Annotated in this window: 14 protein-coding genes; 5 read left to right on the forward strand and 9 right to left on the reverse strand. The window is 29.7% G+C overall.

The window, feature by feature from the left end; genetic code table 11:
• Positions 1 to 21 precede the first annotated feature (21 nt).
• Together FHG05_RS14590 and FHG05_RS14595 are read left to right on the forward strand one after the other, a co-directional pair.
• Positions 22 to 765: a response regulator transcription factor gene (locus FHG05_RS14590; RefSeq protein WP_140998842.1), complete on the forward strand. Its 744-nt coding sequence runs from the start codon at positions 22 to 24 to the stop codon at positions 763 to 765.
• 155 nt (positions 766 to 920) lie between these two features.
• Entirely contained in the window at positions 921 to 2,555 is a 1,635-nt protein-coding gene (locus FHG05_RS14595) for an ABC-F family ATP-binding cassette domain-containing protein (RefSeq protein WP_140998843.1), read from the forward strand.
• A 109-nt stretch (positions 2,556 to 2,664) separates the two neighbouring features.
• On the opposite strand, the gene FHG05_RS14600 is transcribed toward FHG05_RS14595, so the two are convergent.
• From FHG05_RS14600 to FHG05_RS14625, 6 genes are read right to left on the reverse strand one after another with little or no spacing between them, the layout of a single operon-like run.
• Positions 2,665 to 3,393 (reverse strand): hypothetical protein, encoded by a 729-nt coding sequence (locus FHG05_RS14600; protein ID WP_140998844.1) that lies wholly within the window; start codon positions 3,391 to 3,393, stop codon positions 2,665 to 2,667.
• A 46-nt stretch (positions 3,394 to 3,439) separates the two neighbouring features.
• Positions 3,440 to 3,889 (reverse strand): heme-binding domain-containing protein, encoded by a 450-nt coding sequence (locus tag FHG05_RS14605; RefSeq protein WP_140998845.1) that lies wholly within the window; start codon positions 3,887 to 3,889, stop codon positions 3,440 to 3,442.
• A 44-nt stretch (positions 3,890 to 3,933) separates the two neighbouring features.
• Positions 3,934 to 4,287, reverse strand: coding sequence for an FEKKY domain-containing protein (locus FHG05_RS14610; protein WP_140998846.1), 354 nt, complete (start codon positions 4,285 to 4,287; stop codon positions 3,934 to 3,936).
• Positions 4,277 to 5,461: a TonB-dependent receptor plug domain-containing protein gene (locus FHG05_RS14615; RefSeq protein ID WP_140998847.1), complete on the reverse strand. Its 1,185-nt coding sequence runs from the start codon at positions 5,459 to 5,461 to the stop codon at positions 4,277 to 4,279. The genes FHG05_RS14610 and FHG05_RS14615 overlap by 11 nt, the downstream gene beginning before the upstream one ends.
• 22 nt (positions 5,462 to 5,483) lie before the next feature.
• Positions 5,484 to 7,805: a vWA domain-containing protein gene (locus FHG05_RS14620; protein ID WP_232338100.1), complete on the reverse strand. Its 2,322-nt coding sequence runs from the start codon at positions 7,803 to 7,805 to the stop codon at positions 5,484 to 5,486.
• 2 nt (positions 7,806 to 7,807) lie between these two features.
• On the reverse strand, positions 7,808 to 8,341 hold the full coding sequence (locus FHG05_RS14625; RefSeq protein WP_140998848.1) for an RNA polymerase sigma factor: 534 nt from the start codon (positions 8,339 to 8,341) through the stop codon (positions 7,808 to 7,810).
• Between the two features lie 105 nt (positions 8,342 to 8,446).
• Between FHG05_RS14625 and FHG05_RS14630 the strand changes: the two genes are divergently transcribed.
• The 3 genes from FHG05_RS14630 (at position 8,447) to FHG05_RS14640 (ending at position 11,062) form a co-directional block, all read left to right on the forward strand.
• Positions 8,447 to 9,328 (forward strand): PPK2 family polyphosphate kinase, encoded by an 882-nt coding sequence (locus tag FHG05_RS14630; protein WP_140998849.1) that lies wholly within the window; start codon positions 8,447 to 8,449, stop codon positions 9,326 to 9,328.
• Between the two features lie 83 nt (positions 9,329 to 9,411).
• Positions 9,412 to 10,797, forward strand: a complete 1,386-nt coding sequence (locus FHG05_RS14635) for an MATE family efflux transporter (protein ID WP_140998850.1) — start codon at positions 9,412 to 9,414, stop codon at positions 10,795 to 10,797.
• A gap of 37 nt (positions 10,798 to 10,834) precedes the next feature.
• A complete protein-coding gene (locus FHG05_RS14640; RefSeq protein ID WP_140998851.1) occupies positions 10,835 to 11,062 on the forward strand; it encodes a hypothetical protein in 228 nt (75 codons plus the stop codon).
• Position 11,063: 1 nt separating this feature from the next.
• On the opposite strand, the gene FHG05_RS14645 is transcribed toward FHG05_RS14640, so the two are convergent.
• The 3 genes from FHG05_RS14645 to FHG05_RS14655 are packed head-to-tail and all read right to left on the reverse strand — an operon-like array spanning position 11,064 to position 13,104.
• Positions 11,064 to 11,702 carry a response regulator transcription factor gene (locus FHG05_RS14645; protein ID WP_140998852.1) on the reverse strand — a complete coding sequence of 213 codons (639 nt, stop codon included), beginning with the start codon at positions 11,700 to 11,702 and terminating at the stop codon, positions 11,064 to 11,066.
• On the reverse strand, positions 11,699 to 12,478 hold the full coding sequence (locus FHG05_RS14650; protein WP_140998853.1) for a sensor histidine kinase: 780 nt from the start codon (positions 12,476 to 12,478) through the stop codon (positions 11,699 to 11,701). Before FHG05_RS14650 ends, FHG05_RS14645 begins: the two co-directional genes overlap by 4 nt.
• Complete coding sequence (locus FHG05_RS14655) at positions 12,457 to 13,104, reverse strand: hypothetical protein (protein ID WP_140998854.1); 648 nt, start codon at positions 13,102 to 13,104, stop codon at positions 12,457 to 12,459. Before FHG05_RS14655 ends, FHG05_RS14650 begins: the two co-directional genes overlap by 22 nt.

The following is a 13,104-nucleotide window of genomic DNA, read 5'->3' on the forward strand; positions in this document are numbered from 1 at the left end:
AATTTATGAATAAATGATGCCATGAAAAGCTGTTTTGTTTTAATTGTCGAAGATGAAGCTTTAATTGCCATGCACATTAAAGCGATTCTTGAAGACGAAGGTTACTGTGTTTTTTTAGTTAATAATGTAGATGATGCGATTAGTTGTATTGAAAATGAATCGATTGCATTAGTACTTATCGATATTCATTTAAACAAAGATAAAGACGGTGTAAGTTTAGGTAAATATTTACTTCAACTAGACCGTATTCCCTATATTTATATTACCTCTTACATAGACAAAGAGACTTTAGATAGAGTCAAAGAAACGAGACCTTATGGTTATATAGTAAAACCTTTTAAAGACATAGATGTAATTACGAGTACGTCTATAGTCTTAAATAATTACAAGTATAAAGAAATAGATATTTTAAGAAAAAAAGAAGTCCCTAATGATTTTATTCCCTATCGACTCAAAGAAGTTATTACCTACATCAATGAGAATATTGAACAAAAATTAGAGATAGACGAATTGGCTTTAAAATCACAATGGAAAAGACATCATTTTATGAAAATGTTCACAAAATACGTACATGTTTCTCCATACCAATACATACTTACTCGTAAAATTGAAAAAGCAAAAATTTTACTAGTAGATACAGCTATTCCTCTAAACCAAATTGCTTTTGAATTAGGTTTTAAAAGTTATGCTAATTTTAGTAATGCTTTTAAAAAAAACTGTAATATGACTGCTGAAAATTACAGAAAAAGATTTCAAAAAAAATAGTATGTATCCCTTTTTCAAAAAAATGAGAAAGTGTTTCAACAAAAAAGACAATAACTAAACTTTCTCATTATATTTGCACCTTCAAAAAAACAAGTTAAATGCCTACTAATGTATCGCTTTTAATTTTTTGATTTTTAACTTTTGACTTTATCATAATGATTACAGTAAATGACATCGCCGTAGAATTTGGTGGAACCACACTTTTTAGTGAAGTAACTTTTGCCATTAATGAAACCGATAAAATTGCCTTAATGGGTAAGAATGGAGCCGGGAAATCCACTTTATTAAAAATTGTTGCAGGTGAAAATAAACCCACTAGAGGAGCTATTTCTGCTCCAAAAGAAACGGTTATTGCGTATTTACCACAGCATTTGTTAACTGATGATCAATGTACGGTTAGAGAAGAAACTTCGAAGGCTTTTTCTGAAATTTTTAAAATGAAGGCAGAAATCGATGACATCAATGAGCAGTTAACCATTCGTACCGATTACGAAAGTGATGCGTACATGAAGTTGATTGAAAAGGTTTCTGAACTTTCTGAGAAATTTTATGCTATTGAAGAAGTCAATTATGAAGCTGAGGTTGAAAAAGTTTTAAAAGGGTTAGGTTTTGCTAGAGAAGATTTTGACAGACCTACAAGTGAATTTTCTGGAGGTTGGAGAATGCGTATTGAACTAGCAAAAATTCTATTGAGAAAACCGGATTTAATTTTACTCGATGAGCCTACAAACCATTTGGATATGGATAGTATTCAATGGTTGGAAGACTTTTTGGTAAACCAAGCCAAAGCCGTAATGGTAATTTCACACGATAGAGCTTTTGTGGATAATATTACCAATCGTACTATAGAAGTTACTATGGGACGTATTTATGACTATAAAGCAAAATATTCGCATTATTTAGAATTGCGAAAAGACCGTCGTGCACACCAACAAAAAGCATACGAAGAACAGCAAAAATTTATTGCCGAGAATCAGGCTTTTATTGAGCGTTTTAGAGGGACTTTTTCTAAAACAGAGCAAGTACAATCGCGTGTGCGTATGCTAGAAAAACTAGTTTTAGTAGAAGTAGACGAAGTAGATAATTCGGCTTTAAAATTGAAATTTCCACCTTCGGTACGCTCGGGTCAATATCCTGTTATTGTAAAAGATTTACATAAAAGTTACGGAGACAAGGTCATTTTTAAAGATGCTAATATTGTAATCGAAAGGGGTCAAAAAGTAGCTTTTGTGGGTAAAAATGGAGAAGGAAAATCAACCATGATCAAAGCCATTATGAAAGAAATTGGCATTGATAGTGGTAGTGTGGAAATTGGTCATAATGCTCAAATTGGTTATTTCGCTCAAAATCAGGCTGCTTTATTAGATGGAGAAGCTACTATTTTTGAAACGATTGATCGCATTGCAGTGGGTGACATTCGTACCCAAATTAAAAATATTTTAGGGGCTTTTATGTTCCAAGGTGATGATATACAAAAGAAAGTAAAAGTACTTTCTGGTGGAGAAAAGACACGTTTGGCCATGATTAAATTGTTATTAGAACCAGTTAACTTATTAATCTTGGATGAGCCTTCTAACCATTTAGATATGAAAACCAAAGATATTATCAAAGATGCGTTACGAGATTTTGATGGAACTTTAATTCTAGTATCTCACGATCGTGATTTCTTAGATGGTTTGGCTACCAAAGTATTTGAATTTGGAAATAAAAGAGTAAAAGAACATTTTGAAGATTTGAAAGGCTTCTTGGAAATCAAAAAAATGGATTCTTTAAAAGAGATAGAGAAGTAATAGAAAGCTAATTAGTAATTTAAAATTAAAATACTTAAGTTAACTATAGCATTTTAATTTTTAAATTACTAATTATATATTTTATCATAGTTTTATAAAACTAATTTCATTATTTTCTTTCTTTTCTAATCCTATTCATTATCTCTAAATTATATCGGCAAGAAAAACTAATTGTCCTTTTTGAACGTACTTTTTCTTCATAATAAGTTGCAGGTTTCCATTTAGGCATTATTAGAAGTAACCTTCTAATTTCGTATTCTACTTCTTCATTTAAATCTTCTTTATTAAATTTCAAAAATGAAATACTTCCATCTTTTTCAATGATGACATCAGCTAGGACACTCCAATATTTCATTTTTTTTAATTCTTGTGTATTATGAAGTAAAAAATTTTTAATTGTTCCATATTCTTTTGGAAACTCTGCATTAATATGAGCAGGATTAAAAACATAACCAGTATCTATTTTCGGTTTTATTTCTTCAATATATTTTTTAGACTTTTTTAAGTTAACTAATGCTTCTCGATAAATTTTTTCTTCAATATTAGTTCCAAATTTTTTTAAAACTAATTCTCGCATTGTCTTTTTATAACAAGAATTATATGGAAATAAAACACAGTCTGAACGTGTTAAAGTTATTCCATACTTTTCCTTTGCAACCTTAATTTGAAAATCTTGAAATTCTGGAAAGTAAACTTGACCTAAAGTAGTTAAAGTATATTTTTTAGAATTAAAATGAGAAATAGCATCATTTGTGCCTTCGTCACAACTTTTATATATTGATTGACTATGTACGAAATTTATAGATACTAAAATTGTTAAAAAGGCGATAATTTTCATATGTAAAATTTTTAAAAAATATTTACAAAAATTATACCAAATGAAATTACTCTTTTAAGTTATCTTGTAGTTCTCTAAAATAGGCAATAAGTGTAGCTTGTTCTGCTTCTGTTAAAACAGCGTCTTTATGAATCAGGGTATAACTTGAAAGTGGCATTTCACCTTTTTCAATAAGTTCGTATGATTCTTCAAGCTTATGTGCTTGTTTTTTGGGAGAATAAGTTCCAAATTCAGAAAAATTTAAATGTTTTTTTCCGTCTTCAATATGATTTTTTAAATACCAACCTACAGGTTGTATATTGGAATACCATGGATATTCGCTTACATTAGAATGACAATCATAGCAAGAAGCCTTAATTTTTGAGGCAATTTCGGCAGTAGGTTTGTACATCATTATAAAATCTTGATTTTGATCTAAAGGTGGGTTTGTTTTATCAATTTGAAAGAACTGAATGACAATAAATGCTACAAGCAATAATAAAAGTATTTTTTTCATTTTGTAAAATTTAGTTTAAAAATACAAATTTTTAAGTTTCGTAGCTATTTTTTTACTTTTTTCCATTCTAAAAAACCCATAGCTGAATTTTTTATTTCTTTTTCCCACTGTTTTCCAAAGTTAGCTGTAAGGTTCTCAAAAACCAGTGTATTTGCTTTTTCATATTTGTCAAAATCTAGAGGCGCAACACATCCAAAATCATAATATTGAATATTGTATTTTTTAGAAAAAGCGATATCTTCTTTAGTAATTGTAGATGCGATGCCACCTAAAATATAAATGGTTTTCGTTTTCGAATTGCTTTCAATTTTTATTTCTTTTTCTATTCTTGTATCTTTTTCTTGTGCAAAACTCTGCCAACTAATGAAAACCAGAAAAGCAATAATTTTATAATTCATTTTTTTTAATTTTTTGAGAAACATCCGTTCCGCCCCATTCTACTAAGGTGAAACCTTTGCGTTCTGTTTTTGGTAATTTTTGTTCGGGCACCGATTGAAATTGGTTGACACCAAAAAACTCCATATATACTCGAATGCTGGTTTCTGGTTGCGGATGAACTGTATTTACCGCAACTTCATTGCAGGCATCGTTTACTAAGAAATGAATGAAATTGAATTGATTTTGTTCTAAAATGGGCAACCAAAACTGAATAAAATCATTTGTTTCTTGATTGTTTAAACCGATATGTTCCAATTTTTCAATTAAGAAAGTTGTCAAATTTTCTTTTGCAATTACAAATCCTTCGTTGTATTGGTAATGCGATTTTGGAAGTTCAATTTCACCGTCCCAAAATAAAGAAGTGTAGGTTCGTTTGGTTTTGGTGTCATATAATTGTCCGTTTGGAGAAGCCATTACTTTCCAGTTTTTGTCATATTTTGGAAAGGTAGTTTTTAATGTACCGTTAAAATGAAATTGTATCGTGACTTCCGTTTCTTGAGTAGGATAAAGATAAAGTATTGGTTTTTTTAATAAAATACCTTGGTCTTCTTTTGGATTAACTTTTAATGTAACAGTTATTTCTTCTTTATTTTTAATGCTGATTTTTTGAGATATATAAGTAATGGCTTCAATTAATAAAACATCATTTTTATGAGCTTTTATTTTAAATTTGCCATAAAAATCAGAGAGGACTTTCTCTTTGGTATTTAAATTAATGACAGTTGCACCTATAACTGATAACTTTTCACAATCTAAAATGCTACCAGTAAGTATGAACTCCTTTCCTGTATTTTGTACATATTCAGCAGAATGTAATTGATAGAGTTTTTCCAATTTTTTATCAGAAATGTTTTTTGTTGTAATAAGAACAGCTCCATTTTTAGCTCTAGTTCCATACAATGAAGTGGCTTTATCTCCTTTTAAAATGTTAATTTCTTTTATTTTTTCTGGCTCAATTTTTTGTAATAGTGTTGAATCAACTACATGTCCATTTATGATATATAAAGGAGCAGGAATTGAATTGATTGTTCCTTGACATCTAATTTTTACGACTGTTGGCTTAGGAATACTGTCTTGTGCAAAAACAAAAACAGAACTTAGAACAAGAAGTATGCACATTAATTTTTTTTTCATTTTGAGTTTTTTTAAATGATTACTATTTAACAATTTCAACTAAACGAATAAATTCCGCTTTATAACCGTCTTCATCTTTAGATTTTCCTTCTTTTCCTAAATCTAATATAGCTTCTGTCGATTTATTAGTAATTAACTTTGAATCTCTTAATTTTAAACCAAACCAAGCTACTGCAGTTGCAAATTTAAAATCTTCTGTTGCATTTTCAATTGTGATGGCTTTATTTTCGATAACCTGAATCATTTCAATGCTTTTATCTCCATCCGGTTTTTTATATCTAAATTTAACAGTAGCTAGTTCATTGGTAAACGCATTAGATGACTTTTCTATCTTTGTGTATTTCAATTCGTCTGTTTCTAATAAATAGTTGCTCTTAACATTTGTGGGTATAATTTCATATAATGCTGTTACGGTATGACCACTTCCTAATTCACCAGCATCAATAGCATCATTTTTAAAGTCTTCTGGACGTAATTTTCGATTTTCATAACCAATTAGGCGATAGCTTTGTACCTGATTTGGGTTGAATTCAATTTGAATTTTAACATCTTTTGCAATCGCAAACATACTGCTTTTAAATTCTTTTCCAAGGAAACGATTTGCTTCTTGAATATTGTCGATGTATGCATAATTTCCGTTGCCTTTATCTGCTAAGATTTCCATTTTACTGTCTTTATAATTGTTCATCCCAAAGCCAAGACAAGTGAGAAAAATTCCAGATTTTCTTTTCTCTTCAATAAGTTCTTCCATGTCTTTATTGGTAGAAGCACCTACATTAAAATCACCATCTGTAGCTAAAATGATACGATTATTACCTCCTTTAATAAAGTTTTCTTGTGCTATTTTATAGGCTAATTCAATGCCTTCTCCACCAGCAGTACTGCCACCAGCATTTAGTTTTTCAAAAGCATTTAGTATGGTTTCTTTGTCATTTCCTGAAGTTGGAGGTAAAACCAATCCAGCAGCTCCAGCATAAACTACGATACTCACTTTGTCTTTTTCTCTCATTTTGTTTACTAATACTTTAATCGATTGCTTTAACAAGGGTAATTTATTAGCATCACTCATAGAACCTGAAACATCTATTAAGTAAACAAAATTTGAAGCAGGTAGATTTTCATCTTCAATTTCTTTTCCTTGTAACCCAATTTTTAGTAATTTATGATTCACATTCCATGGGCAGTCACTATATTCTGTCCCAATTGAAAAGGGATGTTCATTTTGAGGAGGATCGTATTCATATTTGAAGAAATTAATCATTTCTTCAATACGAACCGCATCTTTTGGAACGGTTTGTCCTTGGTTGATAAAACGTCTAATATTAGTATAAGAAGCATTGTCTACATCTATAGAGAAAGTAGATAAAGGTTCCGTTTTTGGACTGGTAAAAGGATTTTCAACAAATGACTCATATTCTTCTTGAGAGGAATCAACCTCGATTTTTTGATTTTCAATGGTGTCATTAGTTTCCTTTAAAAGTTTTTTGAGTTTTCTTTTAGATAATTTTTCTTTTGTAATAATGATAATTGCTCCATTAGCACCTCTAGCACCATATAAGGAAGTTGCAGCAACGCCTTTTAAAACTTGAATCGATTCAATCTTGTTGTGCTTTAATTTGGATGTTTCTATATTTTTCATAGGAATTCCATTAATGATATAGAGAGGAGTATTATTCCCATTTATACTATTATACCCTCTAATTACTACATTGGTTGAAGATCCAGGTATTCCATTTGAAGATGTTACGTTTACACCAGAAATAAGTCCATTTCTTATTTGTGGAGTTTTAGGTTTAGAGTTTGGAGTAATTTCTTGAGAGGGTACTTGGGTTACAGCATAGGAGGTGGTAGCCATTTTTCTAGTAACTCCATATCCAACAACAACTATTTCATTAGCTACTATTTCATAATCCATTGTTAAACTATCCTCAATTTTTATAATATCGGGTTTGTTACTATTTGCAAAGGTTTGAATTTGATTTCCATTACTGAAAGTTTGGTTTATTCTTTCTTTATCAATTTGAGGTTCTTTGGATTCAGATTCTACAACAGTTTGGTTTGAACCTTCAATTATATTCTTTTTGTCCATATCAATTACTATCGAATCTTTAGATTTAGTTGATATTGAATCTTCTTTAGACCATTGGTAACCTAGTATTATAAAAACTAAGAAGGAAGCTGCAATACTCACTTTTTTCCATAATGCAATTGTTTTTTTATCTTCTTTTTTATCTAATTTTTCTTCAACACGCGTCCATACTTTTTCCATTCCAGGAAAAGTTTCTGAAGGAGCATTTTCTGCGGCTTGTTGTATTTTTTTATATAATTTATCTTCTGTTCCCATGATTATTTTGCTTTTTGATAGTAAAAAGTGTTTACCAATTCTTTTAACTTCGTTTTCGAAGCATTCAATTGTGATTTTGAAGTACCTTCTGAAATGCCTAATTGTACTGCAATTTCCTTGTGTGAAAATCCTTCAATTACAAAAAGAGTAAAAATCGTTCTACAACCTTCTGGAATAAAGTTTAATAGATTTAATAAATCGGCTTCTTCTAGTTGGGTAACTTCTTCTGCTAGAGGCTGGGATTTGTAATTCACATCTTCTAAATACAAATTGAAGTTAAGGTTCTTTTTGAGTTGTAATAAACATTGGTTCACCACAATTTTACGAGCCCAGGCTTCAAAAGCGTAATTTTCCTTTAATTGATCTATTTTAGTAAAAATGATATAAAATCCATCCGCTAAAACTTCTTCTATTTCTTCCTCTTTTTTTAGATAGCGTTTGCAGATGAAATATAGCTTTGGAGCCATATATTCATACAGTTTTCGTTGCGCTTCACGATGTTGCTTTCTGCAGGCTTGTATTATTTTTTCATCCATCACAATGGGTTTGCTTTACTATATAGAGTATAAATTGCTAGTAAAGGTTGGGAACTTGAATAATTTTTTTTAAAAATAAGTATATTTACTAAAATTATGAGCTTTATGAAACATATAGATACTTCATCATTAAAAGTAACACAAACCATACAATTAGATAAAATTCCCACATTTATTGATGTAGCCACTTCTGAAAAAAAGAAAGAAAAGGAACTTCAAAAAGTGAGAGAGAAATTGAGCAAACTGCAAGATAAGATGTATGCACACAACAAATATGGCGTCTTGATTTGTTTGCAAGGCATGGATACAGCGGGAAAAGATAGTTTGATAAGAGAAGTTTTTAAAGAATTTAATGCACGTGGAGTAGTGGTGCATAGTTTTAAAACACCAACTAGTACCGAATTAGAACATGATTATTTGTGGAGACATTATTTGGCTTTGCCAGAAAAAGGGAAATTTTCAGTTTTCAATCGAACCCATTATGAAAACGTATTGGTAACTCGAGTGCATCCTAATTATATTTTAAACGAAAATATTCCAGGTATTGAATCAGTTGAAGATATTACTCCTGCATTTTGGGATAACCGTTTTGAAAGTATCAATGCATTTGAAAAACATATTGCTACTAATGGAGTGATTGTTTTAAAATTCTATTTGCATTTGAGTAAGGAAGAGCAAAGACAGCGTTTGTTACGAAGATTAGAAACGGAAAAACACAATTGGAAGTTTTCACCAGGAGATTTAAAAGAACGCGAACTTTGGGATGCGTATCAAAAGTGTTATGAAGATGCCATTAATAGAACATCTAAAGAATATGCTCCTTGGTATGTTGTTCCAGCAGATAATAAAGAAACGTGTAGGTATATTGTGGCCAAAACTATTTTGGAAACACTACAACAATACACCGATATTAAAGAGCCAGAATTAGAAGATGAGGTAAAAGAAAATATTAAAATGTATCATGATAAATTAGCTTCTGAAAAGTAAAAGTTCAATTGGGCTTTTTTTTATAAAAATTCCTAAAGTCATTTGGTTGAGAATGCGTAATTTTGCAGACTTAATTTAATACAATGCAATTAAAAACCTATTTTCAAGAGTTTTCCTATAACTTGAAACTGGCTTATCCAATTATTTTAGGAATGTTAGGACATACCGTTGTAGGTATTGTTGATAATATTATGGTTGGAAAATTAGGAGCAACCGAATTAGCAGCCGTTTCATTAGGAAATAGTTTTGTATTTATTGCCATGTCTTTAGGAATTGGATTTTCTACAGCTATAACTCCTTTAGTAGCTGAAGCGGATGGTAAAGGAGATATTGAAAAAGGAAGAAGTGCGTTTCATCACGGATTGTATTTGTGTACCATTTTAGGAGTGGTTCTTTTCACTATTATCTTTTTTTCAAAACCATTAATTGCTTTTATGGGGCAACCAAAGCATGTAGTTGACTTAGCCAAGCCGTATTTAGATATTGTAGCTTTTTCTTTAATTCCATTGATTATGTTTCAAGCCTATAAGCAGTTTGCTGATGGGATGAGTGAAACCAAATATTCCATGTGGGCTACCATTTTGGCAAATATAACCAATGTGGGGTTGAATTATTTATTAATTTATGGAGTTTGGATATTTCCAAAATTAGGAATTGTAGGTGCTGCAATTGGAACCATTGCTTCTCGATTTGTCATGTTAGGATATATGCATTACATGATGAATCTAAGAAAGAAATTCCATCCATTTTTTAAGGGTTTTAGTTTAAAAGAAATTAAAAGAGAAGTCAATTTAAAAATTATTCGATTAGGTACTCCTTCAGCGATGCAAATGTTTTTTGAAGTAGCCTTGTTTACAGGAGCAATTTGGTTATCAGGAAGTTTGGGTACTACAAGTCAGGCAGCAAATCAGGTAGCTTTAAGTTTGGCTTCGTTTACTTTTATGTTTGCCATGGGATTGAGTGTTGCAGCCATGATTCGTGTGGGGAATCAAAAAGGATTAGAAGATTACAACAAGTTGCGTTTAGTGGCTTTTTCAATTTTTTTATTAACCACTTTGCTTGAAATTGTTTTTGCATTAATTTTTGTAATCTTTCACGATTATTTTCCGTTGTTATTTTTAAAGCAACTGGATAGTTTTGGAAATCCAATATTGGAAAATATTGAAGCTGCAGCTATTGCTTCCCAATTATTATTGGTTGCTGCAATTTTTCAAATTTCAGATGGATTACAAGTTGTGGTTTTAGGAGCCTTAAGAGGTTTGCAAGATGTTAAAATCCCAATGTATATTACTTTTATCGCATATTGGATTATTGGTTTTCCAACTTCAATTTATTTAGGGAAGTTTACTAGTTTAGGAGCAGCTGGTATTTGGATAGGATTATTAGCAGGTTTAACAGCCGCTGCTTTATTTTTGTTTGTACGTTTTAATGCTGAAACTAAAAAATTAATTCATTCTAATCATAAATAGGGCAGAATTAATACTTTTGTAATATAAATTATACATCATGAATTTACCAAAATTTGTCATAGCTGACAATTCCGATTTTCCAGATGATATTTTCATCATTCATTTAGATTTTCCTCAATTTATTATTAATTTAAAAGATGATGAGGTAGAGTTTTTAGAAGATATTGAAGATGAAGACGAAAAAGAATTAGAGTCGGAAATGGAACATCTAATTACTTTAGCTGGAGAGTTTTACGATAGAGAAATGGAACGATATGAAGAGTAATTTACTCTTCATATCCATTTTTAAGGGCATAAACTGCTAGCCCAACTCTAGTTTTTAATTCTAGTTTTTCAAAAAGACTATCCCTATAATTTTCAACAGTTCGAGGACTACAAAACATCTTTTCTGCAATTTCTTTGTAGGTCATCTCGGTAATTGTGTATTTTAAAAATTCTTTTTCTCGATCTGAAATAGTAATTTCATCTGAAGATTTACTATTTCCATACAAGGTCGATAATACTTTACTAGTGGCCCATTCTTGAAAGTATTGTCCGTTTTTGACTATTTTATGTAATGCTTCTTCTAATTCTTTCGGATGTGCATTTTTCAATAGATATCCTTTGGCACCATTTTTAATCATTTTGATGAGACTTTGTTCGTCATCTTGCATGCTCAAAGCCATAATTAAAACTTGAGAATGTTCTTTTTTTAACCAATTGGCAGTTTCAAATCCGTCCATTACAGGCATGCTTATATCTAAAAGGATAATGTCTGGCAAGGATTCTGTTCTCATTTTTTTTTGTAATTCAGTACCATTTTCACAAACATAGAGTACTTCAAAATCTTCAAAATTGGTAATGATACTAGCTAAAGCATTGGCAATTAAAATATGATCATCAACAATAACAATCTTTTTTTTCATTCTGATATGGGTATTTGAAGAGTTAATTGAGTTCCTATATTTTTTTCACTTGTTAAAGTATACGTTCCATTAATCATTTCAGATCTTTTTTTCATATTGAGTAAGCCAATTCCATTAGATTGTTGTGAAAGGTCAAAACCTATTCCATCATCTTTTAAAGTGAGCTGGATGTAATTTGCTCTTTTTTCTAATATAACAGTAATATTTTTGCATTTCGAATATTTCATACTATTTTGAATGAATTCTTGTGTAATACGCAATAGTATACTTTTACTTTGATAACTGGCAATATCTATACTTTCTTGACAATAGAAATGAACGTCACATTTTTTCAACTCATTTATCTTTTTGCATTCTTGTTTTAATAAATCGAGGAGTGAATTTTGTTCAATATTATTATCTGTTAGAGATTTGGATAGTTGTCTTAATTCACTTAACGAATCATTTATAATAGTGCTAATATTTTCAATATTTTCAGTAATTTGTGGTGCTTTGTTTTCATAAGCTAATTGTTGTGTATATAAACTCGCAAGTGTTAATTTCTGACCAATATTGTCATGGATTTCTCTACCTATATACTGCATGGTTTGCGTTTGTATTTCCAATTGTGTAGTTAATAATTCTTGTTCATGTTCTTTTTGTTGTAGGAATAATTTATTTTCATGTTCCTTTTTCTTTTCCTTGTATTGTTTTATAAATACAATTATTCCTAATAAGAATAGGATAAAAAATAAATTAAAAAGTATTATAGTGACTATAATTTCGCTTTTCCCCATATAAAAGATGCTGTAAATAACAAATACATTAAACAATTAGAAAGTAAAAAATAAAGATAATAGATATTCCATATTTCTGGCTCTTTTACTATTAAATTATACAAACCAAAAAAAGGTAAAGTGCCCACATAAAAGAGCATGATACCTATGTTTATGTAAAACATTTTATTTTGCTTGAATTTTAAAATATCATCATTAAGTATTTGTTTTTGAAATTCTAAAAATACCAAAATCATTAATAAAAAAGAACCCATAGTTGTATTAAAAGAGTAAATTATATCAAATGATTTAAAATATAATTCAATTGGAATAAATGATAAAAAATAAAATAAAGTAAAAATAAAAAACAACTTTTTATTCTTTAAAGATTTAATTGAATATAACCAAAAAAAGAATATATATTCCAAAGGTATTCCTATAAATGCGAAATAAATTTTTTTCTCAATCGAGAATAAATTAAATATATGAGTACCATATTTTTCTATAATAAAGATATAAACAATAAAGAAAACAAACCACTTCCAATAGGTGTTTTTAATTTCATTAAATTTAATAATTGCTACTATAGCACAAAGGAATTCACACCATAATAGCAAATCAATAATTTCAGGATGTAATTTGTGCAT

It is taken from the genome of Flavobacterium profundi (genome assembly GCF_006491645.1).
In the GTDB taxonomy this organism is placed as follows: Bacteria; Bacteroidota; Bacteroidia; order Flavobacteriales; family Flavobacteriaceae; genus Flavobacterium; species Flavobacterium profundi.

What these genes read in the sequence shown, in the direction of transcription:
- FHG05_RS14590 (WP_140998842.1), top strand. Translation starts at nt 22, where the DNA reads ATGAAAAGCTGTTTTGTTTTAATTGTCGAAGATGAAGCTTTAATTGCC.
- FHG05_RS14595 (WP_140998843.1), top strand. Translation starts at nt 921, where the DNA reads ATGATTACAGTAAATGACATCGCCGTAGAATTTGGTGGAACCACACTT.
- FHG05_RS14600 (WP_140998844.1), bottom strand. Translation starts at nt 3,393, where the DNA reads ATGAAAATTATCGCCTTTTTAACAATTTTAGTATCTATAAATTTCGTA.
- FHG05_RS14605 (WP_140998845.1), bottom strand. Translation starts at nt 3,889, where the DNA reads ATGAAAAAAATACTTTTATTATTGCTTGTAGCATTTATTGTCATTCAG.
- FHG05_RS14610 (WP_140998846.1), bottom strand. Translation starts at nt 4,287, where the DNA reads ATGAATTATAAAATTATTGCTTTTCTGGTTTTCATTAGTTGGCAGAGT.
- FHG05_RS14615 (WP_140998847.1), bottom strand. Translation starts at nt 5,461, where the DNA reads ATGAAAAAAAAATTAATGTGCATACTTCTTGTTCTAAGTTCTGTTTTT.
- FHG05_RS14620 (WP_232338100.1), bottom strand. Translation starts at nt 7,805, where the DNA reads ATGGGAACAGAAGATAAATTATATAAAAAAATACAACAAGCCGCAGAA.
- FHG05_RS14625 (WP_140998848.1), bottom strand. Translation starts at nt 8,341, where the DNA reads ATGGATGAAAAAATAATACAAGCCTGCAGAAAGCAACATCGTGAAGCG.
- FHG05_RS14630 (WP_140998849.1), top strand. Translation starts at nt 8,447, where the DNA reads ATGAAACATATAGATACTTCATCATTAAAAGTAACACAAACCATACAA.
- FHG05_RS14635 (WP_140998850.1), top strand. Translation starts at nt 9,412, where the DNA reads ATGCAATTAAAAACCTATTTTCAAGAGTTTTCCTATAACTTGAAACTG.
- FHG05_RS14640 (WP_140998851.1), top strand. Translation starts at nt 10,835, where the DNA reads ATGAATTTACCAAAATTTGTCATAGCTGACAATTCCGATTTTCCAGAT.
- FHG05_RS14645 (WP_140998852.1), bottom strand. Translation starts at nt 11,702, where the DNA reads ATGAAAAAAAAGATTGTTATTGTTGATGATCATATTTTAATTGCCAAT.
- FHG05_RS14650 (WP_140998853.1), bottom strand. Translation starts at nt 12,478, where the DNA reads ATGGGGAAAAGCGAAATTATAGTCACTATAATACTTTTTAATTTATTT.
- FHG05_RS14655 (WP_140998854.1), bottom strand. Translation starts at nt 13,104, where the DNA reads ATGCACAAATTACATCCTGAAATTATTGATTTGCTATTATGGTGTGAA.